The organism is Mesorhizobium sp. WSM3879 (assembly GCF_002294915.1).
GTDB lineage: Bacteria > Pseudomonadota > Alphaproteobacteria > Rhizobiales > Rhizobiaceae > Mesorhizobium.
The window spans coordinates 283,323-309,549 of the sequence record NZ_NSFZ01000003.1 but is presented as its reverse complement, the minus strand read 5'-3'; the positions used below and the strand labels follow the sequence as shown (position 1 = coordinate 309,549).

Annotated in this window: 21 protein-coding genes; 8 read left to right on the top strand and 13 right to left on the bottom strand. The window is 64.4% G+C overall.

Annotated elements, in window-relative coordinates; translation table 11 throughout:
- The first annotated feature begins 9 nt into the window (after positions 1 to 9).
- A complete protein-coding gene (gene ugpC / locus CK218_RS08100) occupies positions 10 to 1,095 on the top strand; it encodes a sn-glycerol-3-phosphate ABC transporter ATP-binding protein UgpC (protein WP_066991529.1) in 1,086 nt (361 codons plus the stop codon).
- A 55-nt stretch (positions 1,096 to 1,150) separates the two neighbouring features.
- Positions 1,151 to 3,178: an aldo/keto reductase gene (locus CK218_RS08095; protein ID WP_095827376.1), complete on the top strand. Its 2,028-nt coding sequence runs from the start codon at positions 1,151 to 1,153 to the stop codon at positions 3,176 to 3,178.
- 160 nt (positions 3,179 to 3,338) lie between these two features.
- Here CK218_RS08095 and CK218_RS08090 read toward each other — a convergent pair whose 3' ends face one another.
- Positions 3,339 to 3,767, bottom strand: a complete 429-nt coding sequence (locus CK218_RS08090; RefSeq protein ID WP_066991894.1) for an Lrp/AsnC family transcriptional regulator — start codon at positions 3,765 to 3,767, stop codon at positions 3,339 to 3,341.
- A gap of 120 nt (positions 3,768 to 3,887) precedes the next feature.
- On the opposite strand from CK218_RS08090, the gene CK218_RS08085 reads away from it, so the two are divergent.
- Positions 3,888 to 4,991: a saccharopine dehydrogenase family protein gene (locus CK218_RS08085; protein WP_095827375.1), complete on the top strand. Its 1,104-nt coding sequence runs from the start codon at positions 3,888 to 3,890 to the stop codon at positions 4,989 to 4,991.
- Between the two features lie 172 nt (positions 4,992 to 5,163).
- Here the strand turns inward: CK218_RS08085 and lpdA are convergent, their stop codons facing one another.
- The 4 genes from lpdA to CK218_RS08065 form a co-directional block, all read right to left on the bottom strand.
- Entirely contained in the window at positions 5,164 to 6,561 is a 1,398-nt protein-coding gene (lpdA, locus tag CK218_RS08080) for a dihydrolipoyl dehydrogenase (RefSeq protein WP_095827557.1), read from the bottom strand.
- A gap of 276 nt (positions 6,562 to 6,837) precedes the next feature.
- Positions 6,838 to 8,151, bottom strand: a complete 1,314-nt coding sequence (locus CK218_RS08075; protein ID WP_095827374.1) for a dihydrolipoamide acetyltransferase family protein — start codon at positions 8,149 to 8,151, stop codon at positions 6,838 to 6,840.
- A gap of 13 nt (positions 8,152 to 8,164) precedes the next feature.
- A complete protein-coding gene (locus tag CK218_RS08070; RefSeq protein ID WP_095809658.1) occupies positions 8,165 to 9,178 on the bottom strand; it encodes an alpha-ketoacid dehydrogenase subunit beta in 1,014 nt (337 codons plus the stop codon).
- 3 nt (positions 9,179 to 9,181) lie between these two features.
- Positions 9,182 to 10,414, bottom strand: coding sequence for a 3-methyl-2-oxobutanoate dehydrogenase (2-methylpropanoyl-transferring) subunit alpha (locus CK218_RS08065; protein WP_066991510.1), 1,233 nt, complete (start codon positions 10,412 to 10,414; stop codon positions 9,182 to 9,184).
- A 532-nt stretch (positions 10,415 to 10,946) separates the two neighbouring features.
- Between CK218_RS08065 and holA the strand changes: the two genes are divergently transcribed.
- Positions 10,947 to 11,990, top strand: a complete 1,044-nt coding sequence (gene holA, locus CK218_RS08060; protein ID WP_095827373.1) for a DNA polymerase III subunit delta — start codon at positions 10,947 to 10,949, stop codon at positions 11,988 to 11,990.
- Positions 11,991 to 12,175: 185 nt separating this feature from the next.
- On the opposite strand, the gene CK218_RS08055 is transcribed toward holA, so the two are convergent.
- The 5 genes from CK218_RS08055 to mnmE form a co-directional block, all read right to left on the bottom strand.
- Positions 12,176 to 13,066 (bottom strand): ParB/RepB/Spo0J family partition protein, encoded by an 891-nt coding sequence (locus CK218_RS08055; protein WP_095827556.1) that lies wholly within the window; start codon positions 13,064 to 13,066, stop codon positions 12,176 to 12,178.
- 55 nt (positions 13,067 to 13,121) lie between these two features.
- Positions 13,122 to 13,919, bottom strand: coding sequence for a ParA family protein (locus CK218_RS08050; protein ID WP_066991504.1), 798 nt, complete (start codon positions 13,917 to 13,919; stop codon positions 13,122 to 13,124).
- Between the two features lie 17 nt (positions 13,920 to 13,936).
- Positions 13,937 to 14,578, bottom strand: a complete 642-nt coding sequence (gene rsmG, locus CK218_RS08045; RefSeq protein WP_095827372.1) for a 16S rRNA (guanine(527)-N(7))-methyltransferase RsmG — start codon at positions 14,576 to 14,578, stop codon at positions 13,937 to 13,939.
- Entirely contained in the window at positions 14,575 to 16,449 is a 1,875-nt protein-coding gene (gene mnmG / locus CK218_RS08040; protein ID WP_095827371.1) for a tRNA uridine-5-carboxymethylaminomethyl(34) synthesis enzyme MnmG, read from the bottom strand. Before mnmG ends, rsmG begins: the two co-directional genes overlap by 4 nt.
- Before the next feature lie 393 nt (positions 16,450 to 16,842).
- Positions 16,843 to 18,156: a tRNA uridine-5-carboxymethylaminomethyl(34) synthesis GTPase MnmE gene (gene mnmE / locus CK218_RS08035; protein ID WP_095827370.1), complete on the bottom strand. Its 1,314-nt coding sequence runs from the start codon at positions 18,154 to 18,156 to the stop codon at positions 16,843 to 16,845.
- A gap of 110 nt (positions 18,157 to 18,266) precedes the next feature.
- Here mnmE and CK218_RS08030 point away from each other — a divergent pair, with 110 nt between their 5' ends.
- Positions 18,267 to 20,285, top strand: a complete 2,019-nt coding sequence (locus tag CK218_RS08030; RefSeq protein ID WP_095827369.1) for a thioredoxin domain-containing protein — start codon at positions 18,267 to 18,269, stop codon at positions 20,283 to 20,285.
- A 190-nt stretch (positions 20,286 to 20,475) separates the two neighbouring features.
- Here the strand turns inward: CK218_RS08030 and rho are convergent, their stop codons facing one another.
- The 3 genes from rho to hemE all read right to left on the bottom strand — a co-directional run bounded on the left by rho (position 20,476) and on the right by hemE (position 23,470).
- Positions 20,476 to 21,741: a transcription termination factor Rho gene (rho, locus tag CK218_RS08025; protein ID WP_082953824.1), complete on the bottom strand. Its 1,266-nt coding sequence runs from the start codon at positions 21,739 to 21,741 to the stop codon at positions 20,476 to 20,478.
- Positions 21,742 to 21,908: 167 nt separating this feature from the next.
- Positions 21,909 to 22,445 carry a protoporphyrinogen oxidase HemJ gene (hemJ, locus tag CK218_RS08020; protein ID WP_095827368.1) on the bottom strand — a complete coding sequence of 179 codons (537 nt, stop codon included), beginning with the start codon at positions 22,443 to 22,445 and terminating at the stop codon, positions 21,909 to 21,911.
- The gene (gene hemE, locus CK218_RS08015; RefSeq protein ID WP_066991489.1) at positions 22,442 to 23,470 is read right to left on the bottom strand and encodes a uroporphyrinogen decarboxylase; all 1,029 of its coding nucleotides are present in this window, start codon (positions 23,468 to 23,470) and stop codon (positions 22,442 to 22,444) included. The genes hemJ and hemE overlap by 4 nt, the downstream gene beginning before the upstream one ends.
- A gap of 402 nt (positions 23,471 to 23,872) precedes the next feature.
- On the opposite strand from hemE, the gene CK218_RS08010 reads away from it, so the two are divergent.
- The 3 genes from CK218_RS08010 (at position 23,873) to CK218_RS08000 (ending at position 26,226) form a co-directional block, all read left to right on the top strand.
- Complete coding sequence (locus tag CK218_RS08010; RefSeq protein ID WP_067323508.1) at positions 23,873 to 24,694, top strand: pyruvate, water dikinase regulatory protein; 822 nt, start codon at positions 23,873 to 23,875, stop codon at positions 24,692 to 24,694.
- A gap of 106 nt (positions 24,695 to 24,800) precedes the next feature.
- Positions 24,801 to 25,400 carry a Maf-like protein gene (locus tag CK218_RS08005; RefSeq protein ID WP_095776756.1) on the top strand — a complete coding sequence of 200 codons (600 nt, stop codon included), beginning with the start codon at positions 24,801 to 24,803 and terminating at the stop codon, positions 25,398 to 25,400.
- A complete protein-coding gene (locus CK218_RS08000; RefSeq protein ID WP_095776757.1) occupies positions 25,393 to 26,226 on the top strand; it encodes a shikimate dehydrogenase in 834 nt (277 codons plus the stop codon). The genes CK218_RS08005 and CK218_RS08000 overlap by 8 nt, the downstream gene beginning before the upstream one ends.
- Position 26,227 lies beyond the last annotated feature (1 nt).

Sequence of the window (26,227 nt, the reverse complement as noted above, 5' to 3'; positions counted from 1 at the left end):
AGGAACGAGATGGCGGCCGTCACCCTCACCAATGTCGTCAAGCGTTTCGGCACCTTCGAGGTCGTCCATGGCGCCAATATCGACATTGCCGACGGGGAGTTCGTCGTCTTCGTCGGCCCGTCGGGATGCGGCAAGTCCACGCTTCTTCGCATGGTCGCCGGGCTGGAGGACATCAGCGGCGGCGAGATCGCCATCGGCGGCAAGGTGGTAAACGATGTCGAGCCGGCCGACCGCGGCATCGCCATGGTGTTCCAGTCTTACGCGCTCTATCCGCACATGACGGTGGAGCAGAATCTGAGCTTCGGCCTGCGCATGAACGGCAATCCGAAGGCCGACACCGAACGGCGGGTCAAGCGCGCCGCCGAAATTCTTTGCATAGACGAGCTAATGCAGCGTCGGCCGAAGCAATTGTCCGGCGGCCAGCGCCAGCGCGTCGCCATCGGCCGCGCCATCGTGCGCGAGCCGCAGGTCTTCCTGTTCGACGAGCCGCTTTCGAATCTCGACGCCGAACTGCGGGTGCAGATGCGTGTCGAGATCTCGCGCCTGCACAAAGAGCTCGGCGTCACCATGATCTATGTGACGCACGACCAGACCGAGGCGATGACGCTGGCCGACCGCATCGTCGTGCTCAAGGCCGGCAATGTCGAGCAGATCGGCGCCCCGCTCGACCTTTACGACGATCCGGCCAACCGTTTCGTCGCCGGTTTCATCGGTTCCCCGAAGATGAATTTCATCGCGGCGAAGGTCGTCGATTTGTCCAACAGCGCCGCGACCATCGAGCTCGTCAATCATGGCGGCGCCAGGCTGCGCAAGCCGCTCTGCGGCCCCTTGCCGGCGCCCGGCGCGGAGGTCGTGCTCGGCGTCAGGCCGGAGCATTTCTTCGAGGCCGGCGAGGGCGACTGCGACATTCCGGTGAAGGCCGACGTCGCCGAGCATCTGGGCTCGGTCAGCTATGTCTACGCCGATGCCGGGCCGGAGGAGCTGATCATCGAGCGCGAGGCCAGGCGCCAGCGCGCCGGCAGCGACCACTTCACCGTCTCGATCAAGGCCGAGCGCTCGCTGCTCTTCGACAAGACAGGCGCCAGGATTCGCTGACTTTCCTTTCTGCCCGATCGCGAAGGCGTGGCGGCGACCGCATGGAGAATTCGACATGACATCCGGAAAAATTCGCTGGGGCATTCTCGGACCCGGCAGCATCGCCAAATCCTTTGCCGGCGGCCTGGCACAGTCGCGCACCGGCGAGCTGGTCGCGCTCGGCGCTCGCAATCCCGGCAAGCCGGGCCTTGCCGAGACGTTTCCGGGCGCGCGCATCCTTGACGGCTATGACGCGCTGCTTGCCGACGAGGACGTCGATGCGGTCTATATTTCGATCCCGCATCCAGGCCATGCCGAATGGGCGATCAAGGCGGCAGAGGCCGGCAAGCATGTGCTGTGCGAAAAGCCGCTGGCGCTCACCGCCTTCGAGGCCGACGCCATGATGCATGCGGCGCGAAAAGCGGGCACCTTCCTGGGCGAAGCTTTCATGTACCGGCTGCATCCGCAGACGCTGCAGCTGGTCGAGCTGATCAAATCGGGCGCCATCGGCGAGGTCCGCATGATCAAGTCGAGCTTCGGCTTCGCTATGCCGGGCTTCATGCCGGAGCACCGGCTCTACGCCAACGAGCTGGCCGGCGGCGGCATCCTCGACGTCGGCGGCTACCCGGTCTCGATGGCGCGGCTGATTGCCGGCGCCGCGGCGGGAAAGCCTTTCCTCGAGCCGGACAAGGTCGTCGGTGCGGGCCATCTCGGCCAGTCCGGCGTCGATGAATGGGCCTCGGCGCTGCTCCATTTCCCCGGCGGCATCGTCGCCGAGGTCTCGTGCAGCATCTCGCTTAACCAGGACAATGTCCTGCGCATTTTCGGCACCAACGGCCAAATCGAGGTGCCGGACTTCTGGTTCGCCGGTGGCAACCGCGATGTCGGACCGGGCCGGATCGAGGTGATCCGGTCCGGCGGCACGCGCGAGGTGATCAGTGTCAACGAGACCCGCCACCTCTATTCCTTCGAGGTTGACGCCGCCGGCGAGGCGATCCTGGCCGGCCGCCAGGAATTCGCCTGGCCGGGCATGGGCTGGACCGACAGCCTGGGCACGTTGCGCGTTCTCGACAAATGGCGCGCCGCCGTCGGGCTGGAATACGAGATCGAAAGGCCGGCTAAGCGCGTCAACACCATCTCCGGCCGGCCGCTCGGCGCCAACGGCACAGCCATCGGCAAACGCGCGATTCCGGGCCTGCCGAAGCCCGTCTCGCGCCTGGCGCTCGGCTTCGAGGATTTCCGCACCTTCTCCTCGGGCTCGATCCTGCTCGACGCCTATTTCGAGGCCGGCGGCAACCTGTTCGACACCGGCTTCGTCTATGGCGCCGGCTACACCGAAACGCTGCTTGGGCAATGGCTGAGCAATCGCGGCGTGCGCCAGCAGTCGGTCATCATCGCCAAGGGCGCGCACACGCCGCTCTGCTATCCCGATGTGATCGGCAAGCAGCTCGCCCAGACGCTCGACCGGCTGCAGACCGACCATGTGGACATTTATTTCATGCATCGCGACAATCCGGACGTGCCGGTCGGCGAGTTCGTCGATGCCATGGACCGCGAGGTCAAGGCCGGCCGCATCCGCGGCCTGTTCGGCGGCTCCAACTGGACGATGGAGCGTATGGACGCGGCGATCGCCTATGCCGAACGCACCGGAAAGCAGAAGCCCGGTGCGCTTTCCAACAATTTTTCGCTGGCCGAGATGCTGGAGCCGATATGGGCCGGCTGCATCACCTCTTCCACCGACGATTGGAAAGCTTGGCTGACGGCGCGGCAAATGCCCAACTTCGCCTGGTCGAGCCAGGGCCGCGGCTTCTTCACCGACCGCGCCGGCCGCGACCGCACCGACAATGAAGAGCTGGTGCGGGTCTGGTATTCGGAAAAGAACTTCGGCCGTCGCGACCGCGCCATCGAACTTGCAAGCAGGCTCGGCAAAAGCCCGATCCATGTCGCGCTCGCCTATGTCCTGGCGCAGCCCTTCCCGTCCGTTCCGCTGATCGGTCCGCGCACGCTGGACGAGTTGGAGGACAGCCTCAAGGCGCTGGATATCGCCCTGTCGCCGGACGATCTGGAGTGGCTCGACAACGGGCCGGAGAGACGGAGGGCGTAGCGCCAATCTCCCCCCTCGAGGGGGAGATGGCCGCAAAGCGGCCAGAGGGGGTCGGTCCGACTAGGCTCGGCCTGCTGCGGCAGATGGAGGTTGGCGCTCCACGCGAGGCGACCCCCTCTGGCCTGCCCCGCAAGGGGGGAGATCACCAGTTTCGATGCCCTCACCGATCAACCCGCGTCGACAAAATAATCGACGACGACGTCCGCTCTACTCCCTCCATTGCCCCGATCTGATCGAGCAGCGCGTCGAGATCGCGGATCGACGGCGCGTCGACGATGACGATCATGTCGAAATTGCCGCTCACCGAATGCACCGTCCGGACCGGCGGCATCGCCTCCAGGCTACGCACCACCTTGTCGGCGAGTTTCGGCGTGACGGTGAGCAGCACATGCGCCTTGACCAGACCCTGCTCATAGTCGGGCGACAGCCTGACGCCGTAGCCGGCGATGATGCCGCGCTGCTCCAGCCGCTCGATCCGGCTCTGCACCGTGGTGCGCGACACGCCGAGCTTTCTCGCCAGCTCGGCGGTGGAGGCGCGCGCGTTGGCGCGCAGCAGCGTCAGCAGGGCCTGTTCAGCTTCACTGATCATTTCGACGAAACCCTTCGGCAAATTGCGCTATGTTCAGCTTCACTTTGCCAGATTCCGAGCTTCCTTTCGACAGGCAAGCTGCGATGATTCCTGCCAATTCGAACTGGCAGGGGTATCGTCATGAAAAACATTGTTGTCGTCGGCGCCGGCAAGATCGGCTCGACCATCGCTGAAATGCTTACCACCACGGGAAACTACCGCGTCACGGTGGTCGACCGCTCGGCGGCCCAGCTCGCCGCAGCCGAATTGCCGGCCGGCGTCGAGAGCAAGGAGCTCGACATCGCCGTGCCCGGCGCGCTTGAGGCAGCGCTTGCCGGCAAATTCGCCGTGCTGAGCGCCGCGCCCTTCCACCTCACCACCCGCATCGCCGAGGCTGCGGCGAAGGCGGGCGTGCATTATCTCGACCTCACCGAGGACGTCGCCAGCACCCGTCGGGTCAAGGAGCTGGCGCGCGAGGGCAAGAGCGCCTTCATCCCGCAATGCGGCCTGGCGCCGGGCTTCATTTCGATCGTCGCCAACGATCTGGCCAGCCGCTTCGACACGCTGGAAAGCGTGCGCATGCGCGTCGGCGCGCTGCCGCAATATCCGTCGAACGCTTTGAACTACAACCTCACCTGGAGCACCGACGGCGTCATCAACGAATATTGCGAGCCTTGCGAGGCGATCGTCGAGGGCGAGCTGGTCGAGGTGCCCCCGCTGGAGGAGCGCGAGGAATTCTCGCTCGACGGCGTCACCTACGAGGCCTTCAACACCTCCGGCGGACTCGGCACTCTGGCCGAGACGCTGAAAGGCAAGGTGCGGACGCTGAACTACCGCACCATCCGCTATCCCGGTCATGCCGCCATCATGAAGGCGCTGCTCAACGACCTCGGGCTGCGCCACCGCCGCGACGTGCTGAAGGACATTTTCGAGAGCGCCCTGCCGGCGACGCTGCAGGATGTCGTCATCGTCTTCGTCACCGTCTCGGGCCGCCGCAACGGCCGCCTGCTGCAGGAGACCTACGCCAACAAGATCTATTCGCACCGCGTCGGCAACGTCGTGCGCAGCGCCATCCAGATCACCACCGCCTCCGGCATCTGCGCCGTGCTCGACATGCTGGCCGACGGCACGCTGCCGGCGAAAGGTTTCGTCCGGCAGGAAGACATCGCGCTCGACGCATTTCTGGCCAACCGCTTCGGCCGCGCCTACGCCCAGCACGAGACGGCGAGCCGCCTGGCGGGCTGAGCTTTGTGATCTCCCCCCTTGAGGGGGAGATGTCGCCAAAGGCGACAGAGGGGGGTCCTCTCAACCAGTGCAGCGCATGTGAAAGCCAAAGACGGAAGTTGGCGCTTCACGCGCGGCGACCCCCTCTGGCATGCCGGCCATCTCCCCCTCAAGGGGGGAGATCCCGCTCCCTCTAAACATGCAGCGCGTGCCCGAGCGCCTTCAGCGCCGCTTCCTGGAAGCCCTCGCCCTGGGTCGGATGCGCATGAATGGTGCCTGCTATATCCTCCAGCCGCGCGCCCATTTCGAGCGCAAGGCCAAAGGCCGCGGCCAATTCCGAAACGCCCTGCCCGACCGCCTGGATGCCCAGCACCAGATGGTTGTCCGCGCGGGCGACGATGCGCACGAACCCGTCCTCGCCTTGCCTGGTCATGGCGCGGCCGTTGGCTGCGAACGGAAAATGTCCGATCTTGATCTCGCCGGCGAGCGCCTTCGCCTCGTCCGGCGACAGGCCGGCGGTGACCAGCTCGGGATCGGTGAAGCAGATCGCCGGGATCGCGCGCTTGTCCCAGCCTCGTTTGTGGCCGGCGACGATCTCGGCCACCATCTCGCCCTGCGCCATCGCCCGGTGCGCCAGCATCGGCTCTCCGGTGACATCGCCGATAGCGTAGATGCCCCGCATCGAGGTGCGGCACTGGTCGTCGATGCGGATGAATCTTCCGACCGTGTCGAGGTCGATCTGCTCCAGCCCCCAGCCCTCGGTGAGCGGCTTGCGCCCCACCGTGACCAGGACCTTGTCGGCGGCGATCTTGGCGTTCTTGCCATCTGCCGTCTCGACCAGCAGCGCATCGCCCTTGGTCGACAGCCCCTTGGCCTTGGCACCCAGCATCACCTCGATGCCGAGCTCGCCGAGCCGCTTCAGCACCGGCCGCGTCAGCTCGGCATCATATTGCGCAAGCACGCGCGGCAGGGCTTCGACCACGGCGACCTTGGCGCCCATCTTGGCGAAGGCCATGCCGAGCTCGAGCCCGATATAGCCGCCGCCGACGACGGCGAGCTTGTCCGGCACCTCGCTCAGCGCCAGCGCTTCGGTCGACGAGATGACCGGGCCGCCGAAGGGCATGAACGGCAGTTCGGCCGGCACCGAGCCGCTGGCGATCACCACCGCCTCGGCGCGGATCACCTGGCTTCCCGTCTCGGTCTCGACCTCGACGGTCTTGCCGTCGCGGAACGTCGCCCAGCCCTGCACTGTCTTGACCTTGGCTTTCTTCAGCAGCCCAGCGACGCCGCTGTTCAGCCGGCTAACGATACCGTCCTTCCATGCGACCGTCTTGGTCAGGTCGAGCGTCGGCGGGGCGACCGCGATGCCGAGCGGCCCCTTGCCGCCGGCCATGTTCGCGATCTTCTCGAACTCTTCCGCCGCATGGATTAGCGCCTTGGACGGGATGCAGCCGACATTGAGGCAGGTGCCGCCCGGCTTGCCGAACTCGACGATCACCGTGTCGACGCCGAGCTGCCCGGCGCGGATGGCGCAGACATAGCCGCCCGGACCGGCGCCGATGACGAGCAGCTTGCAGGAGATCTCTTTCATGGGCTTCTCGTTGCTGAGCACGGGGATTTTGGCAGAGGGTTAGGGCCTGGCGAACGCAGAGCGTGGCGATTGGCCGATATCCGTGGAATCTCGTGATCCTGGGGCGGAGCAAGGAGCGTAGCGACGCGCGTAGACCCCAGGATCCATGCCGTGACGTGAAGGCGTTGCAACGGTCCAGAATTCTGGTCCGCCGCGCCCTTCGGGCGAGGTCGCGGCATGGATCCTCGGGTCAAGCCCGAGGATGACGAGGGGGCAACGTCGTCCGTATCCATACGACTATTCCACGAAGATCAGCGCCGGCGTCTCAAGCAACGCCTTGATCCGCTGCACGAAAACCGCGGCGTCCCAGCCGTCGATGACGCGATGGTCGAAGCTTGACGACAGATTCATCATCTTGCGCGGAAGGAACTGCGCGCCGTCCCATACCGGCCGAACCATGATCTTGTTGACGCCGACGATCGCCACTTCCGGATAATTGATGACCGGCGTGGTCGCCACGCCGCCCATCGCCCCGAGCGAGGTGATGGTGATGGTCGAGCCGGAAAGCTCATCGCGCGTCGCCGTGCCGGACTTGGCCGCGTCGGCAAGCCGGTTGATCTCGGCGGCGCTTTCCCAGAGGTCGCGCGCCTCGGCATGCTTGACCACCGGCACGACGAGCCCGGTCGGCGTCTGGGCGGCGATGCCGACATGGATGCCCGCGTGTTGGTGAATAACGCCGGCCTCGTCGTCGAACAGCGCGTTGAGGTTCGGCTGATCGGCGATCGCCTTGACCATTGCCCGCATCAGGAACGGCAGCAGCGTCAGCTTCGGCCGGTCTTGCCGCTTCTCTTTGTTGAGCGCGGCGCGCAGTTCTTCCAGCGCCGTGACGTCGATCTCCTCGACATAGGTGATATGGGGAATGTGCGACTTTGCGAGCGCCATCTTCTCGGCGATCTTGCGCCGCAGCCCGACGACCTTGATGTCCTCGATGCCCTCCTTGCGGGCAAGGCCGGTGGCGCGGGCAAGCTGCGGGCCGCGCGCCAGGAAGGCCTCGATGTCCTCATGGCTGATGCGCCCGGCCGGACCGCTGCCTGCAACCTGGCGCAGATCGATGCCGGCTTCCTTGGCGCGCAGTCGGACGGCAGGAGAAGCCAGCGGCTTTTCGCCTTCCGCGCGCGGCGCGCCGATGACGGACGCCGGGCGCCCAGCCTTCGGTGCCGCGACGGAAGGCTGGGCCGGGATCTGTGCCGGTTTCGGCGCCGCTTTCGAGGCGTCCGACAGCGGTTGGGACTTTGCCTCCACGGGCTCGGCCGGCGCTTCTGCCTTCGGCGCGGCCTTGGCACCGCTGCCTGCTTTCACATTGCCTTCGCCGGCTATTTTAAGCCGCACGATCGGCGAGCCGATCGCCACCGTGTCGCCGATCTCGGCGCCGAGCCAGAGGATCTCGCCATCGACCGGCGAGGGGATCTCGACGGTCGCCTTGTCGGTCATGACGGCCGCCAGCACCGCATCCTCGCGCACCAGGTCGCCGATCTTGACATGCCATTCGACAAGCTCGGCCTCGGCGACGCCTTCGCCGACATCGGGAAGCTTGATGACATATTCGCCCATCGTCCGGCCCCCCTCAGGCTTCCATGGTCTCGACGAGCGCGCGCCCGACCCGCGCGGGGCCGGGGAAATACTCCCACTCCTGCGCATGCGGATAGGGCGTGTCCCAGCCGGCGACCCGCGCCACTGGCGCCTCCAGATGGTAGAAGCAGTTCTCCTGCACCAGCGCCGCGAGCTCGGCGCCGAAGCCGGAGGTCAGCGTCGCCTCATGCACGACGACGCAGCGCCCGGTCTTCTTCACCGAGGCGACGATCGTGTCGAGGTCGAGCGGCAGGAGCGTCCTGAGGTCGATGATTTCGGCATCGATGCCGGTTTCCGCGGCCGCGGCCTGCGCGACATAGACCATGGTGCCGTAGGCGAGCACGGTGACCGCCGAGCCTTGCCGGCGGATCGCCGCCTTGCCGAGCGGTATGGTGTAATGGCCATCCGCCACCTCGCCGAGCTCGTGCTTCGACCAAGGCGTCACCGGGTTGTCGTGATGGCCGTCGAAGGGGCCGTTGTAGAGCCGCTTCGGTTCCAGGAAGATGACCGGGTCCGGATCCTCGATCGCGGCGATCAATAGCCCCTTGGCGTCATGCGGGTTGGACGGCACCACCGTCTTGAGGCCGGAGACATGCGTGAACAGCGCTTCCGGGCTCTGGCTGTGCGTCTGGCCACCGAAGATGCCACCGCCGGTCGGCATCCTGACGACGATCGGGCAGGTGAAATCGTTGTTGGAGCGGTAGCGCAGCCGCGCCGCTTCCGAGACGATCTGGTCGTAAGCCGGATAGACATAGTCGGCGAACTGCACCTCGACGCAGGGCCTCAGCCCATAGGCGGCCATGCCGATCGCCGAGCCGACAATGCCGGATTCGCTGATCGGCGCATCGAAGCAGCGGTTCTTGCCGTATTTGGCCTGCAGGCCCTGCGTGCAGCGGAACACGCCGCCGAAAAAGCCGACATCCTCGCCATAGACGATGACGCGCTCGTCGCGAGCCATCGAGACATCCATGGCGTCGCGGATCGCCTCGATCATGGTGCGTCTGGGCATCGATCAGACCCCTGCCTGCTGGCGTTGGCGCCTTAGATGCGGCGGCGTCTCGGCATAGACGCCTTCGAACATGTCGCGCGTCGACGGCTTGCCGCCGGCATGCAGCGTGCCGTGGCTTTCGGCTTCCTTCTGCGCCGCGATCACGGTTTCGAGGATCTCGGCTTCCGCCTGGATGTGGCGCTGTTCCGTCCAGACTTGCTTGTGGATGAGATGGTTCTTCAGCCGGATGATCGGGTCGCCGAGCGGCCAGGCGTCCGATTCCGCCTTCGGCCGGTAGGCCGACGGATCGTCCGAGCTCGAATGCGCGCCGACGCGATAGGTGACATATTCGACCAAGGTCGGCCCGAGATTGCGACGCGCCCGCTCGATCGCCCATTTGGCTACCGCATGGACGGCGAGATAGTCGTTGCCGTCGACCCGCAGCGACGGGATGCCGAAGCCTAGACCGCGCGCGGCGAAAGTGCCCGAGCCGCCGCGGGCAATGCCCTGGAAGGTGGAGATGGCCCACTGGTTGTTGACGACATTGAGCACGACCGGGGCCTTGTAGGTCGAGGCGAAGACCAACGCCGCATGGAAATCGGACTCCGCGGTCGAGCCGTCGCCGATCCAGGCCGCGGCGATGCGGGAATCGTTGGAGATCGCCGAGGCCATCGCCCAGCCGACCGCCTGGATGTACTGCGTCGCCAGATTGCCGGAGATCGAGAAGAAGCCGTGCTCCTTCGAGGAGTACATGATCGGCAGCTGCCGGCCCTTCAGCGGATCGGCCTCGTTGGAATAGATCTGGTTCATCATCGCAACCATCGGATAGCCGTCGGCGATGAGCAGGCCGGCTTGCCGATAGGTCGGGAAATTCATGTCGCCAGGCTTGAGTGCCTTGCGGAAGGCGCAGCTCACCGCCTCTTCGCCCAGATGCTGCATGTAGAAAGAGGTCTTGCCTTGGCGCTGCGCCATCTGCATGCGCGCATCGAAGGTCCTGAGCGTCATCATATGGCGCAGGCCTTCGAGCAGCTCCTCGTCGGTGAGCAGCCCGGCCCATGGCCCGACCGCTTCGCCGGCGCGGTTAAGCACGCGGATGATGGAGAAGGCCATGTCGCGGATGGTGCGCGGATCGACATCGACCTCCGGCCGCGGCACGGACCCCGCTTTGGGAATGGTCACATTCGAGAAGTCGGGCGTGCCGCCCGGCCGAACCTCGGGCTCGGGGACATGAAAGCGCAACATTCCAGCATCGGCCATGACCTTCGTCCTCCAATGTTGCCGGTGCGATACTTGCACATCCGCGCCGCCATTTCATCGGGCGAGATGGCGGCCGTCCTCCCGGTCATCAGCCTCGTCGAGCCGATGCGGCACATGGCCGACAAGATGCAGATATGGCGCTGAAATTTCTTGTCGATGTTTCCAAGCGTCGCGCAATTTGGCGGAAGTTTGCGGAGCGTTTGCCGCCACAAAAGACAATCAAGGCATGCGCGCCGGCCGACGCAGCTAATCTCCACCCTCGTGGGGAGTTGCTCGGCAGGGCAGAGGGGCGTGACAGACTCTGCTTCAGGGTCGTCATTCCAGGGCGGAGCAAGGAGCGGAGCGACGCGCGCAGACCCCTGGAATCCATGCCGCGACGTTGACGCGTTGCGGCGGTTGGAGAATATTCTGCACCCCGGCGCTCCCCGGCAAAAGTCACGGCATGGATCCTCGGGTCAAGCCCGAGGATGATGAAGAGAGGCCGGCCGCTTCTCCGTTCACTCCGTCTCCGCCTCATGCTAACTCACCCAGCATGGCACAGAAGAAGGGATACGAGGTCGATTCGTGGCTGGCGCGGCCGGACCCGGCCATGGCCATCGTCCTGCTTTACGGCCCCGATCGCGGCCTGGTCGCCGAGCGGGCCAAGACCTTCGCGTTGAAGACCGGGCTGCCGCTCGACGACCCTTTCTCAGTGGTCATGCTGGATGGCGCGGAAGTCGACCGCGACGAAGGCCGTCTGCTCGACGAGGCGCGCACCGTGCCGATGTTTTCCGACCGGCGGCTGCTTTGGGTCCGCAACGCCAGCGGCCAGAAGGCGCTGGCCGACGACATCAAGGCGCTGACGGCGGAGCCGGCGCCGGATGCTCTCATCCTCATCGAGGCGGGCGACCTGAAGAAGGGCACTGGCCTGCGGGCCATCGTCGAGGCAGCCGGCAACGCCATCGCCTTGCCCTGCTATGCCGACGAGGCCCGGGATCTCGACTCGGTGATCGACGACGAGCTGCGCAAGGCCGGCATGTCGATGACGCTCGACGCCCGCCAGGCGCTGCGCCGCAATCTCGGCGGCGACCGTCTGGCCTCGCGCGGCGAGATCGACAAGCTGGTGCTCTACGCCCATGGCAAGAAGGAGATCGACCTCGACGACGTCAACGCCTTGTCCGGCGATGTCTCCGGCGCCTCCCTCGACGGTGCGGTCGACGCGATGCTCGACGGCAAGGTCGGAGATTTCGACATTGCCTTCACCCGGCATTGTGCGTCCGGCGGCCATCCTTTCCTGGTGCTGTCCTCGGCGATGCGGCAATTGCAGGCGATCCAGGTCATGCGCGGCCAGATGGAATCCGGCGGCCGCAACGCCGCCTCGGTCGTAGCGGGAGCGCGTCCGCCGGTCTTCTTCTCGCGCCGCAAGCTGGTGGAAAAGACGCTCGAGCGCTGGAACAGCGAAGCCCTCGGCCGCGCGCTGAACCGGCTGCAGGCAGCTGTGCTGCAAACGCGCAAGCGGCCCGACCTGTCGGAGGCGCTAGCCCGTCAGGCGCTGCTCGGCATCGCGGTGGAAAGCGCGAGATTGGCGCAGAGGTAGGCGATCAGCCCTCCCCCTGTGAGGCGATTGGCCGGCGCCTCGGCTTTCGCCTATCGCGGGCGCCGCAAAAAAGAAGAGGCCAACGCAGCGGCCGGCCCTTGTTGTGCCTATCACCAATATATCAGCCTAGATCTAATCCTAAGCCAGAACTTTATTAGTCGGCTAATTTCATGTAATTCAGCTACTTATCGGTCATCCTTCAGCCGCCGGCACAACTCATCGAGCTGATCCAGCGACCGGTAGTCGACCCGCAGCGTGCCGCCCTTGGCCTTATGCTCGATCGAGACAATCATGCCGATCGTGTCGGTCATCAGCTTTTCCAAGGCCAGCGTGTCGGGATCCTTTTCCGGCGCGCTCGGCGCGGACCTTACTTTGGCGGGGGTCGGTCCCGCGGGCATTTGCGCCAGCGCCTCGGCCTGGCGCACCGAAAGCCCCTCCTCGACGATCCGCTTGGCGAGCCCCGCCGGATCGCCGGCCGTGACCAGGGTGCGGGCATGTCCGGCCGACAACGCGCCGTCGACCAGCATGTCGCGGATGACGTCAGGCAGCTTCAGGAGCCTCAGCGTGTTGGCGACATGACTGCGGCTCTTGCCGATCACCTGGCCGAGATCGGCCTGCGTGTAGCCATGCTCGTCGATCAGCTGCTGATAGCCCTGCGCTTCTTCGACCGGATTGAGATCGGCGCGCTGCACGTTCTCGATGATTGCGAGCTCCAGCGCGGTGCGGTCGTTGACGTCGCGCACGATGAGCGGGATTTCGGTCAGCCCCGCGCGCTGCGCGGCGCGCCAGCGCCGCTCGCCGGCGATGATCTCATAGCGGCCGGGCTGCGACGGCGAGGGCCGCGCCACCACCGGCTGCACCACGCCATGCTCGCGGATCGACTGGGCGAGGTCAGTGAGTTCGGCGTCGCCGAAATGCCGGCGCGGGTTCTTCGGGTTCGGACTGACGAACTCGATCGGCACCTTGCCATCCGCCGCGACCGCGCTCGGCTTTTCGGCCGCTGCCGGACGATCGATCTCGCCGATCAGCGCCGCGAGGCCGCGGCCCAGTCTTTTTCTCGATTGGTCTTCGCTCATCATTCTGTCCAGATCGTTTCGGAATCGAATCGGCTAGGGAAATTCGCCTGCGCTTTCAGGCGGCGCGCAGCTTGCGCTCGCGGCGGATCACTTCCGAGGCAAGCTGCAGATAGGCCTGGCTGCCGGAACATTTGAGGTCGTAAAGGATTGCCGGCTTGCCGTAGGACGGTGCTTCGGAAACGCGCACGTTGCGCGGGATGATCGTCTCATAGACCTTGTCGCCCATATGCGCGCGCACATCCTGCACCACCTGGTTGGCCAGGTTGTTGCGGCCATCGAACATGGTGAGCACGATGCCTTGGATGGTGAGGTCCGGATTGATCGTGCCGCGCACCTGCTCCACCGTTTCGAGCAGTTGGCTAAGGCCTTCGAGCGCGAAGAACTCGCATTGCAGCGGCACCAGAACGGAATCGGCCGCCGCCATTGAATTCAAAGTCAAAAGGTTGAGCGACGGCGGGCAGTCGATCAGCACATAGCCGAACGGCGCCGCGCGCGCGGCTGCCGCACGCAGCGCATTGCGCAGGCGCAGCACCCGGTCTGGCGCCGAGGCGATCTCCATTTCGATGCCGAGCAGATCGAGGGTTGAGGGCACGATGGACAAACCCGGCACCGCCGTCGGCACTGCGGCCGCCTCCAGCTCGAGTTCGCCGGTCAGCACGTCGTAGGACGAGACGGTGCGATCCTTGCGTTCGATGCCGAGCCCGGTACTGGCATTGCCCTGCGGATCGAGGTCGACGATCAGCACGCGCTCGCCGATCGCGGCCAGCGCCGTCGCCAGATTGATCGCCGTGGTCGTCTTGCCGACGCCACCCTTCTGGTTGGCAACGGTGATGATACGCGGTCCAGTTTTCATGGGTCGATGCCAGTGATTCATTGCGGGGTCGCCGGGTGCAGATCGGCGATTTCCAGAATGACGCCATGAGCGTCTGTCATGCTTGGATGTTCTACCAGATCGAAGGTCCAGCGGTGAGCGCTTTCTTCCACTTCGGCCCGGTAATCCCGGCCTTTGTGAAAAAGCGAACGCGCGCCCTTGGTCAGCCAGGGTGCGGCAAGATCGAGCAGGTCCGGAAGCGCCGTCAATGCCCGCGCGGTAACGACTTCCGGTGCAGAAACAAGTGGATAGCTGTCATCGATGCGTCGCGCCAGCACGCGCGCCGGTAGGCCGAATTGGCCGACGACCGATTGCAGGAACGACGCCTTCTTGCGGTTGCTTTCAACCAGATCGATCGTGGCGCCCGGCCGCTCTGCAAGCAGAAAACCGAGTACCAATCCGGGAAAGCCGCCGCCCGAGCCGAGGTCGACCCAGCGCATTGCGGTCGGCGCGATTCGCGCAAGCTGGGCGCTGTCCAGGATGTGGCGGCGCCAGACGTCGTCTAGCGTCGATGGCGCCGCCAGATTGATGCTGCGGTTCCATTTTTGAAAATGCCGCTCGAAGGCCTGCAGCCGCTCGAATGTTTCACGTGAAACCGGACCCGCTGCCTTCTGCAGGTCCGCCCAGGCATCGCCACTCACGCGACCGACCTTCGTGCAGCCAGCTCGGCATTGCGAACATGCGCGACAATGATCGCCAGAGCCGCTGGCGTCATCCCTTCCATGCGCTGCGCGTCGGCAATCGAGCGCGGCCGGCGTGCCTTCATCTTCTGCTTCAGCTCATTGGAAAGGCCTGGCACGTCCGCGAAGTCGACGGTCTCCGGAATGAGCCGCGATTCCTCGTGCCTGATCTGCGCCACGTCAGCCTGTTGGCGCTCGAGATAGACGGAATATTTCGCCTCGGTCTCAAGCCGCTCTGCCGTGTTGGAGTCGAGTTCGCCAAACCGTGGCTCGATCCGCGTCAGCCAGGCCATGTCGACGCCGGGATAGGCGAGAAGGTCGTAGGCCGAACGCCGAACGCCGTCCCGGTTGATCTCCAGTCCATGCCGCGCGGCTTCATTCGGCGTGAAGGCGATCGACTTTGCCAGCGCGCGGGCAGCGTCGAGCTTCACACTGATCGCGCCGAAACGTTGCATCCGCTCGGAGGAGGCGATCCCCAAGCGGTCGGCCAGCGGCGTCAGCCGCTCGTCTGCATTGTCGGCGCGCAGCGAAAGCCGGAACTCCGCCCGCGAAGTGAACATGCGATAGGGCTCGGCAATGCCGCGGCTGGTGAGGTCGTCGATCATCACGCCGATATAGGCTTCGGTGCGGCTGAGCACGACCGGCTCGCTTGACGATGCCCTGCGCGCGGCGTTGATGCCGGCAAGCAGGCCTTGCGCGCCGGCTTCTTCGTAGCCCGTGGTGCCGTTAATCTGCCCCGCCAGAAAAAGCCCGGCGACGCGCTTCGTCTCCAGCGTCGGCTTGAGCTCGCGCGGGTCGACGTGGTCATACTCGATGGCGTACCCCGGCTGCAGCATCGTCGCCCGTTTCAGCCCGGGGATCGTCTTCAACATGTCGAGCTGCACCTCTTCCGGCAGCGAGGTCGAGATGCCGTTCGGATAGACGGTGTCGTCGTCGAGGCCCTCCGGCTCGAGGAAGATCTGGTGACCCTCGCGATCGCCGAACTTGACGATCTTGTCCTCGATAGATGGACAATAGCGCGGCCCCACGCCTTCGATCGAGCCGGAATACATCGCCGAACGCTTCAAATTGAGGCGAATCAACTCATGTGTCGCCTGCGTTGTGCGAGTAATACCGCATTTGATCTGCGGGTTCGCGATGCGGTCTGTCATCAGCGAGAACGGCACCGGGTGATCGTCCGCGGCCTGACTTTCCAGCGACGCCCAATCGATGGTGCGGCCGTCGAGGCGAGGGGGCGTCCCGGTCTTCAGCCGCCCGAGCTTGAAACCGGCACGCGTCATCGTCGCCGAGAGCCCATGGCTCGCTTGCTCGTTCATCCGGCCGGCGACGATCTTCTTCTCGCCGATATGGATCAGCCCTCGCAGGAATGTACCGGTCGTCAGCACCACGGCGCCGCAGGCGAGCCGCCTGTCACCGGAGACCAGCACGGCCGCAACCCGACCGTTCTCGATCTCGAAGTCCAGGACTTCGCCTTCTACCACGTCGAGATTGGCCTGCTCGCCGATCGCCGCCTGCATGGCAAGACGATAGAGCTTGCGGTCGGCCTGGGTCCGCGGCCCACGCACCGCCGGGCCCTTGCGGCGGTTCAGCAGGCGGAATTGGATGCCGGCAGCGTCCGCAATGCGGCCCATCAACCCGTCCATGGCGTCGATCTCGCGCACGAGATGACCCTTGCCGAGGCCGCCGATGGCCGGATTGCAGGACATGACGCCGATCGTCTCGAAGCGCAGCGTCACCAGCGCCGTCCTGGCGCCGGCGCGCGCAGCCGCGCCCGCCGCTTCGCATCCGGCATGGCCGCCGCCCACCACCACCACATCATAGTGATTGGTCATTGCAAGAATCCGTTTCAGAGATGCTTTGACACATGTCCCCGCCAGCCTCCGCTGTCAAGGATGCAGTCCGTTGCGGAGGTGATCGCCGGGGATAGGGCTGCGTGCCGGTGGTCTGCCTGTCCGACCTCGTCCCGCGTAGAAGGGAGGCGCTTATCCCACGGACAATTTTTCACTTCTCAAGCGCTGCGAATCAGCGCTGTTGGTTTAGTGGCCAGCCGTCCTCGCCTTCTACGAGGCAGGCAATGAGGGGCAGCGCCGTTTGGCCCTTGATTTATTAGCACGCCACGCGTCTGGAGCCGGACTCGTTTCACGTGAAACACCCATCCGCCCACATCCTGTCGCTGTTTCACGTGAATCACCCGGCGCGCACAGCCGCCCCGCGTTTCACGTGAATCACTTGCCGATGCAGAACTGGGAAAAGATGACGTCGAGCATATCCTCGACATCGACAGCGCCGATAATTCGCCCAAGCCGGTCCGTGGCCACCCGCAACTCTTCTGCACGCAGCTCCAGGCTTTGCCCCGCCAGCGCCACCAAGATAAAATCCTTCGCCTCCTCCAGCAGCTCGACATGGCGGAGCCTCGACGGCAGGATGTCACCGGCCCCTCCGACTGCGGCTGCGGCGCGACCCGCAATCTCATCCAGCAGTTCCGGCAATCCGGTGCCTTCCTTGGAAGAGACGGCCAAACCATAGGCCCCTCTACGCGCTCCCATGAGATCGGCTTTGGTCCCGATCCTCAGGAGCGGAACACCTGTCGGAACCGCGCCGACGGGCTGTGGATCGACCATATCCTCCAGCAGCAAAACCAGGTCGGCGCCACCCGCCTTGGCGCGCGCTCGTTCGATGCCGATCGTCTCCACCTTGCCGGCGGCCTCGCGCAGGCCTGCCGTATCGACGACCCGAACTCTCATCCCGTGGAGGTCCAGCACCACCTCCAGCAGGTCGCGCGTGGTGCCCGGCTCGTCGGTGACGATTGCCGCCTCGCGTTGGGCCAGGGCGTTGAACAGACTGGACTTGCCGGCATTCGGCGCGCCGAGGATGACGACCTCGAAGCCATCGCGAATGATTTCGGCCGCCTTGAACCCCTGAATGTGGCGTTCGATCTCGTCGGCCATCGTCGCCACATCGGTCCAGACCGCCTTCGAGACCGAACCCGGCACATCCTCCTCGTCAGCGAAGTCGATTTCCGCCTCGATCATTGCTCGAGCATGGATCAACCGCCGGCGCCACCCCGAATAGAGCTCGCTCTGCGCGCCCTCGGCGTTACGCACGGCAAAGCGCCGCTGCGCCTCCGTCTCGGCATTGACGAGGTCCGCCAGCGCCTCGGTCTCGACCAGATCGAGCTTGCCGTTCAGAAAGGCGCGCCGCGTGAATTCGCCAGGCTCGGCATGTCTGACGCCGGCAAAGCCGGTGAGCGTTTCCAGCATTTTTGCCGCAACGGCGCGGCTGCCGTGAACATGGAACTCGCCAACGTCCTCGCCGGTGAAGCTGCCAGGTCCGGGAAAGAACACGACAAGCCCATGATCGATGACCGAACCGTCCGGTGCCATAAGCTTGCGCAAGGTGGTAAAGCGATCCTTAAGACCGCCGCCGGCCATCGTTTCGAGTACGAATCGAGTCTTGGCGCCGGAGATGCGGATTACGGCGATGCCGGCGGGCAGGCGACCGCTCGACAGCGCTACGATAGAATCCTTCGAGGTTGCCATTTGCCCGACCTGCCGAACCACCCTAGGTATCTTCTTTCAGGCGCCGTTCCGGAAGTCAGCCGCAGCTTTCCCGGAATTGCCTGCTTATCAACCAAGCCGAGCCGCTCATCGTGACCTTGCCCGCGCGAAACCTGCTTGCCGAAGAGGCCAGCCCCTATCTGCAGCAGCACAGCGACAATCCCGTGCATTGGCGGAGCTGGTCGCCGGACGCCCTTGCCGAGGCGAAGGAACTCGGACGGCCGATCCTGCTGTCCATCGGCTATGCCGCCTGCCACTGGTGCCATGTCATGGCCCATGAAAGCTTCGAGAACGATGCCGTCGCCGCCGTCATGAACCGCCTCTTCGTCAATATCAAGGTCGATCGCGAGGAGCGCCCGGATATCGACCAGATCTACATGGCGGCACTCCATGCCATGGGCGAGCAGGGCGGCTGGCCGCTGACCATGTTCCTCACCCCCGATGGCAAGCCTTTCTGGGGCGGCACCTATTTTCCGCGTGAGGCGCGCTATGGACGGCCGGGCTTTGTCCAGGTGCTGGAGGCGGTCGACAAGGCCTGGCGCGAGAAGCAGGAGAGCCTTGGCCAAAGCGCCGACGCGCTGACCACCCATGTCGAGCAGCGGCTGGCCGGCGCGAAGGGAAAGGCGGTGCTCGACCGCGGCACGCTTGCCGATCTCGCCGGTCGCATCGAGGGCATGGTCGACGGCGATCTCGGCGGCTTGCGCGGCGCGCCGAAATTCCCCAACGCGCCCTTCATGCACAGTCTGTGGCTGTCCTGGCTGCGCGAGGGCCAGACCGCCCATCGCGACGCCGTGCTCATCAGCCTGGAAAAAATGCTCGCCGGCGGCATCTACGACCATGTCGGCGGCGGTCTCAGCCGTTACTCGACCGATGCCGAATGGCTGGTCCCGCATTTCGAGAAGATGCTTTACGACAACGCCCAGCTCATCCGCATGTGCAATTGGGCCTTTGCAGCAACAGGCAATGAGTTGTTTCGGAAGCGAATCGAGGAAACTGTGGCCTGGCTGCTGCGGGAAATGCGCGTCGAGGCGGGCGCCTTCGCTGCCAGCCTCGATGCCGACAGCGAAGGCGAGGAGGGGTTGTTCTACACCTGGAGCGGGGAAGAGGTTGAAGCCGCACTCGGTGCTGATTCCGCTCGCTTCTTCCAATCTTTCGAGCTCGCCGCTCCGCATGGCTGGGAAGGCAAGCCCATCATCCGCCAGAGCGAGGCACAGCCGCGCCAAGGGATCAGCGATGACGCTCAGCTCGCGTCACTGAAGGCGAAATTGCTAGCTGCCAGAGAAAATCGCGTCAGGCCCGGCCGCGACGGCAAGGCGCTTACCGATTGGAACGGATTGATGATTGCGGCCCTCGCGGAAGCGGGCCGCTCCTTCGGACGAGCCGACTGGGTGGACGCCGCCGTCAAGGCCTTCGCTCACATCGTCGAAGCCAGCAAGGACGGCCGCCTGCCGCATTCGATGCTCGGCGACAAGAAGCTTTTCCCCGCGCTGTCGAGCGACTATGCCGCCATGACCAACGCGGCGATCGCGCTGTTCGAGGCAACCGGCAGTTCTGCCTATATGGACCATGCCCGGCAGTTCATCGATCGGCTCGACCGCTGGCATCAGGATCCTGAAAAGACCGGCTATTATCTGACGGCGTCCGACAGCGTCGATGTGCCGATCCGTATCCGCGGCGATGTCGATGAGGCAATCCCCTCCGCCACGGGCCAAATCATCGAGGCGCTGGTCCGGCTCTCGTCCCTTACCGGCGATCACGATCTTTGGGCAAAGGCATGGACGACAGCCGAACACGCCATGGGTCGCGCCGCGCAGCAAGCCTACGGCCAGGCCGGCATCATCAACGCCTGCGCCCTGGCACTCGAACCGCTGAAGCTCGTCATCATAGACAAACTTGATTCCTCAAGCCTTGTTCCGGTGGCGAATCGCAGTTCCGATCCACGCCGGGTCGATATCGTACTGCCCATCGGTACGGAAGCGAATCAACCGCTTTTGCCGGGCGGCGTGCTGCCGCCGACGGACAAGCCGGGAGCCTGGTTCTGCAGCGGACAGACATGCCTGCCGGCGGTTACGGATGCGGGCGAGTTGGAGAAGCTGTTGCGGCGGGGATAGACAGCTTCGTCTCCTCGGTTTGACCCAGGATGTATGTCGCCGAGATTCTCCACGAATGCAGCGGTGCAGAATTTTGCACCGCCGCAAAGCTCAAAAACAACGGCATGAACTTAGGGTTCTACGCGACGTCGCTTCGCTCCTTGCTCCGCCTTGTATGCCGAAGAAAGGACCGCTCTCTCGCCCTGCCCGATCATGTATTCATCGAATCGAAGAAATCGGCGTTGGTCTTGGTCTGCTTGAGCTTGTCGATGAGGAATTCGATCGCGTCCGTCGTTCCCATCGGCGCAAGGATCCGGCGCAGCACGAAGATCTTCTGCAGATCCGAACGCGGCACCAGAAGGTCCTCCTTGCGGGTCCCGGACTTGAGGATGTCGATCGCCGGGTAGATGCGCTTGTCGGCCACCTTGCGGTCGAGCTGAATTTCACAGTTACCGGTTCCCTTGAACTCTTCGAAGATGACTTCGTCCATGCGGCTGCCGGTGTCGATCAGCGCGGTGGCGATGATGGTCAGCGACCCGCCTTCCTCAATGTTGCGGGCGGCGCCGAAGAAGCGCTTCGGACGCTGCAGCGCGTTGGCGTCGACACCGCCGGTCAACACCTTGCCGGATGACGGCACCACGGTGTTGTAGGCGCGGCCCAGGCGGGTGATGGAATCGAGCAGGATGACGACATCGCGCCCATGCTCGACCAGGCGCTTGGCCTTCTCGATCACCATTTCGGCGACCTGCACATGGCGCGCCGCCGGTTCGTCGAAGGTCGAGGAAATGACTTCGCCCTTGACCGAGCGCTGCATGTCGGTGACTTCCTCCGGACGCTCGTCGATCAGAAGAACGATCAGGTAGCATTCCGGATGGTTGGCGGTGATCGAGTGCGCGATGTTCTGCAACAGCACCGTCTTACCGGTGCGCGGCTGAGCGTTGATCAGCGCTCGCTGGCCCTTGCCGATCGGCGCCACCAGGTCGATCACACGCGGCGAGATGTCTTTGGTCGGGGGATTGTCGACCTCCATCTTCAGCCGCGAGGTCGGGTAGAGCGGCGTCAGGTTGTCGAAGTGGATCTTGTGCCGGATCTTCTCCGGATCATCGAAATTGATGGTGTTGACCTTGAGCAGCGCGAAATAACGCTCGCCCTCTTTCGGGCTGCGGATCGGCCCTTCGACCGTATCGCCGGTCTTCAGCGAAAAGCGCCTGATCTGCGACGGTGAAATATAGATATCGTCGGGACCCGGCAGGTAATTGGCGTTGGCCGAGCGCAGGAAGCCGAAACCGTCCTGCAGTACCTCGACCACGCCTTCGCCGATGATCTCGACGTCCTGGATGGCGAGCTTTTTCAGGATCGCGAACATCAGCTCCTGCTTACGCATGACGCTGGCGTTCTCCACCTCGAGCGATTCGGCGTAAGCGATCAGCTCCGGCGGCTTCTTATTCTTGAACTCTGCGAGTTTCATTTCTTGCATTAGATGGACTCTGGGTAGGCTTTGGGGAGAAAAAATCGGCTGGATGCGACAAATGCCGGGCGCGGCCGAAAGCGAGAAAGGGGCGGCGCATGACGGGAAGGAAGACCCGTCTTTTATCGTCGGTCGCCTGAAAGAGCAAGCCGCCTTTTGCCGGGTGTGGGGAAGCCTCAGAACGGCTTCACGATGACCAGGATGACGATGACGATCATCAGCAATGTGGGGAGTTCATTGACGATCCGCCAGTGCCTCGCCGGCTTTTCGTTCTTGTCCTCGGCAAATTTTCTCACCGCGCCGGCGAGATAGCCGTGCAGACCCGAAAGCAGCAGCGCGGCGAGGATCTTGGCGTGCAGCCAGCCGCCCTGGAAACCGAAGCCCTTCCAGGCGAGCCAAAGCCCGAACACCCAGGTCACGGTCATCGCCGGGTTGATGATGGCGCGCAGCAGCCGGCGCTCCATCACCTTGAAGGTCTCGGACTGCACGGAGCCTTTCTCGGCGTCGACATGATAGACGAAAAGCCGAGGCAGATAGAGCATCCCGGCCATCCAGGCGATGACGGCAATCACATGGATTGCCTTCGCCCAGGGATAGAAGCTGTCCGGCGCCACAAGGAAGAGCAGGGCGGTCAGGACGACCAGCAGAACGATGCCGATCAACATGCGCTTCATCGCCTGGCCGGCGCTGTTCTCGTTGGTCGTCTCTGTCATCGATGGCTCCGCACCATTTTCACCATGGCCTCGACATGTGCCACAGGCGTTTCCGGCGTGATGCCGTGGCCGAGATTGAAGATCAGCGGCCCGTTGCCCAGCGTGCGAAGGATGGCGTCGACGCCGTCGGCCAGCGCCCTGCCGCCGGCAACCAGGCGAAGCGGATCGAGATTGCCCTGCACCGCGCCTTCGCTTTGCAATTCCTTTGCCATCGACAGCGGCACGGTCCAGTCGAGACCGAGCCCGGTGATCCCGGTCTTCTTCCTGTAATCGCGATAGCGCTCGCCGGCGCCCTTGGGGAACCCGATCACCGGAACATCCGGACGCGCGGCCTTCACTTGCCGGACAATCTCCGCAACGGGCTCGATGCAAAACGCCTCAAAGGACGCTTCATCGAGAACACCCGACCAGGAGTCGAAAATCTGCACCACATCGGCGCCGGCCTCGATCTGGCGGATGAGATAGGCGGCCGAATGATCGGCCAGTATCTTCAGGAGCCGCGCAAGGGCCTCCGGCTCGCGATAGGCAAAAAGCCTGGCCGGTCCCTGATCCGGCGTGCCGTGGCCGGCAATCATATAGGTCGCCACCGTCCACGGCGCGCCGCAGAAGCCGATCAAGGTCGTTTCCACCGGAAGCTTCTCACGCAGACGGCGGACCGTTTCGTAGACCGGTTCGAGATTCACGTGAAACGTTTGGCCGTCCAGGGCCTCGATTTCGGCCGCCGCAATCGGCTTGAGGATCGGCCCGTGTCCCTCTTCGAAGCGGACATCTCGTCCCAGCGCATCGGGCACAACCAGGATATCGGAAAACAGGATTGAAGCATCGAAGCCGAAGCGCTCGATCGGCTGCAGCGTCACCTCGACGGCAAGATCCGGATCGTAGCAGAGATCGAGGAAAGAACCGGCCCGCTTCCGGGTCTCGCGATACTCCGGCAGATAACGCCCTGCCTGACGCATCATCCAGAGCGGCGGCGGTGAAACCGTCTCGCCCTTGAGGACGTCCAGCATGATCCGTTTCCCAGCCATCCAGTGCTCGCCCTCTCCAGGTCTCTTAAATCAAATATCTATTTTAAAAGAGTCTTCTGATTCTAAGAGTCTGTTGGTTGTGGTGGTTGCGACCTGTCCCGCCTGCCGCTCGAAAAGGCCAGTCAGCATATTGTCGCGCAGCCGCTTTCTCAATTTGGAGGGATCTGGGGACGAACCGGATTCAGGCTTTCGAGTCAGCGGCTTGGCTTTTCTGCTGCGGACCTCGAGCTGTGGATGATATCGGCCAAGAAAAGTTGATCCCCGGTTTTGTCCCCAGCGCCCCGACAAAGCCTACAGCGGGGAGAATTGTGGACAAGGTGGCATCTGATACAGTCGCCTTCGACGTCACGACCTTTCTGTCCAACCTTGTCCACATCTGCCCACAGTCTGGAACCAACTCTTGTGAACAAACCCCAGAGCTTCTTCCATCTGCATCTGATTTCCGACGCTACCGGCGAGACGCTGCTGGCGGCAGGCCGCGCCGCCTCCGCCCAATACAAGGACGCACGCGCCATCGAGCACATCTATCCGCTGATCCGCACGGAAAAGCAGGTCGCCAAGGTGTTCGAGGATATCGAGGAGGAGCCCGGCATCATTCTCTACACCGTGGTCGACCAGAAGCTCGCGCGCAGCATCGACGAGCGCTGCGCCGCCATGGGCCTGCCTTGCGTTTCGGTGCTGGAGCCCGTGCTCAGCGTCTTCCAGTCCTATCTCGGCACGCCGGCCGGCCGGCGCGTCGGCGCCCAGCATGTGCTCGACGCCGAATATTTCCGCCGCATCGATGCGCTGAACTTCACCATGGAGCATGACGACGGCCAGTTGCCGGCCAACATGGACGATGCCGATGTCGTGCTGATCGGCATCTCGCGCACCTCCAAGACGCCGACGAGCATCTATCTCGCCAATCGCGGCATCAAGACCGCCAACATTCCGATCGTGCTCGGCGTGCCGCTGCCGGAAAGCCTGATTAACGCCAGGACGCCGCTGATCGTCGGCCTCGTTGCCACGGCCGAGCGCATCTCGCATGTTCGCCAGAACCGCATCCTCGGCAACAGCAACAACTACGTGCCGACCGACTATGTCGACCGCGCCGCCATCGCCGAGGAGCTCGCCTACGCGCGTCAGCTCTGCACCAGGCATGGCTGGCCGATGATCGACGTCAGCCGGCGCTCGATCGAGGAAACCGCGGCGGCGATCGTTGCCCTGCGGGGCAAGACGCGCTAGGGCAGGCGATATCAGTGAGCATTCCGTCCTGAGAGAAGGTGGCTCGGCGCATAGCGCCGAGACGGATGAGGGGCGCTGGACGGATCGCAACCGTTGGTGAACCAGTATGGCCGGCAAAATCGTCCTCGCTTCGGGCAGCCCGTTCCGCAAGGCAATGCTTATCAATGCCGGGCTCGACATCGAGGCGGTGCCGGCAGATGTCGACGAGCGCGCGCTCGAGGCGCCCTTGCAGGACAGCGGTGTCTCTCCCGAAGATGTCGCTTCGATCCTTGCCGAAGCCAAGGCGACCGAGGTCAGCGAGCGCCGGCCGGGCGCGCTGGTGCTCGGTTGCGACCAGACGCTGTCGCTTGGCGACGAAATTTTCCACAAGCCGGCCGATATGGAAGGCGCGCGGAGGCATCTCCTGGCCTTGTCAGGCAAGACCCATCAGCTGAACAGCGCCGTCGTCCTCTGCCGAGATGGCGAAGTGCTGTGGCGGCATGTCGGCATCGCCAGCCTCACCATGCGCAAGCTCGATCCCGCCTTCATCGGCCGCCACCTGGCGCGCGTCGGCGCCAAGGCGCTGGCGAGTGTCGGCGCCTACCAGATCGAGGGCGAGGGCATCCAACTCTTCGAGAAGATCGAGGGCGACTATTTCACCATCGTCGGCCTGCCGCTGTTGCCGGTGCTGAAGGAGCTGCGCGCATTGGGAGCGATCGATGGTTGAGAAGCGGGCCTTCGTCACCGGCCACCCGATCGCGCATTCGCGCTCGCCGAAGATCCACCGCCACTGGCTGGAGGAATACGGCATCGACGGCAGCTACCAGGCTATCGACGTTCGGCCGGAGGATTTCGCAGCATTCCTGAAATCGCTGGACGAGAATGGCTATCGCGGCGGCAATGTCACCATCCCGCACAAGGAAGCAGCCTTCGCCTTGGTCGCGCGCCGCGACGAGGCCGCCGAAGCCATCGGCGCGGTCAACACGCTGTGGCTGGAAGACGGCGTGCTGTGGGGCGGCAATACCGACGCTCTCGGCTTTGCCGGCAATCTCGATGAACATGCCCCCGGCTGGGCGGCGAATGGTCCGGCCGTGGTGCTGGGCGCGGGCGGCGCCTCCCGCGCCGTCGTCCACGCGCTGAAGGACCGGGGTATCAACGACATCCGCATCGTCAACCGTACGCTGGCAAGGGCTGAGGAACTCGCCGACCGGTTTGGCGCCGGGGTTTCGGCGCATGGCGCCGGCGCGGTCGGCGAATTGCTTTCCGACGCTGGCCTGCTCATCAACACCACCGCGCTCGGCATGCATGGCAACGAGATCCTCGCCGCCGATCCGGCCGGTCTGCCTGGCCACGCCATCGTCACCGACATCGTTTATGTGCCGCTGGAGACACCGCTGCTAGCTGCCGCCAGGGCGCGCGGCCTGAAGACCGTCGATGGCCTCGGCATGCTGCTGCACCAGGCCGTGCCCGGCTTCGAGCGCTGGTTCGGCAAGCGGCCGCAGGTGACGCCGCAATTGCGGCGCATGATCGTCGCCGACATCGAAGCGCATTGAC